This window comes from Bacillus sp. EKM202B (assembly GCF_011066025.1).
Classification (GTDB): domain Bacteria; phylum Bacillota; class Bacilli; order Bacillales; family Bacillaceae_G; genus Bacillus_A; species Bacillus_A toyonensis.
In genome coordinates this window covers 1-338 of the sequence record NZ_JAAMNK010000113.1, presented here as the reverse complement: position 1 = coordinate 338, position 338 = coordinate 1, and the positions used below count along the sequence as shown (strand labels likewise).

The window sequence follows — 338 nt, the reverse complement described above, 5'->3', positions numbered from 1 at the left end:
TGGCAGTTTCCTGTACGAGACATGCTTGTGATAATGCCTTTTTCTTTGGCATATGTTTGAAATTGTTTTGATGTATATACTTTCCCTTGATCCGAATGCAAAATCGTATCAATCACATTTCGCTTTCTTAAAGCCTCTTTAAGAGTATCTAATACAAGAGAAACATCCTGTGTCTCACCTATTTTATAACTTACAATTTCATTGTTAAACCCATCTATAATAGATGAGAAATAAAGAGTCTTATTGCCGAACATCAAATAAGTGATATCAGTGAACCATTTTTCATTAGGCTTGGTAGCTTTAAATCTCCGTTGTATTCTATTTTTAGCTACCACTGG

The 338-nt window shown here is 33.4% G+C and carries 1 protein-coding gene; it reads right to left on the bottom strand.

Features of this window, described 5'->3' with window-relative positions; all coding sequences use genetic code 11:
* A partial coding sequence (locus tag G9F74_RS29570) for a DDE-type integrase/transposase/recombinase (RefSeq protein WP_165406444.1) occupies positions 1 to 338 on the bottom strand: 338 nt, incomplete at both ends.